Below are 219 nucleotides of genomic sequence, written 5' to 3'. Positions count from 1 at the left end.
GGGAAGAATAATGCGTGATATACAGAAGGTTTTAGATTTATGGGGAGCCTGGGCTGCGAGTGATTCACATCGCATTGACTACTCCTCAATTGCAGCTGGCTTTAAAGGTCTATTGCCTTATACAAACAAAGCTCGCCCTCAATGTTGTGATGATGACGGACTGATTATTGAAAGTTGCTTGGCCAGGCTTCGTAAGAGGAGTCATTACGATTATGAACT

Annotated in this window: 1 protein-coding gene; it reads left to right on the top strand. The window is 43.4% G+C overall.

What is annotated here, in order from left to right; translation table 11 throughout:
* Positions 1-10 precede the first annotated feature (10 nt).
* Positions 11-219: antiterminator Q family protein (locus FDX22_RS23790; RefSeq protein WP_304571813.1), on the top strand; the 209-nt coding region annotated here is incomplete at its 3' end.

It is taken from the genome of Citrobacter sp. TBCS-14, from assembly GCF_005280805.1.
Classification (GTDB): Bacteria; Pseudomonadota; Gammaproteobacteria; order Enterobacterales; family Enterobacteriaceae; genus Citrobacter; species Citrobacter gillenii.
Note: the sequence above shows the minus strand (reverse complement) of the source record. Positions and strands in the feature narration are given on the sequence as shown.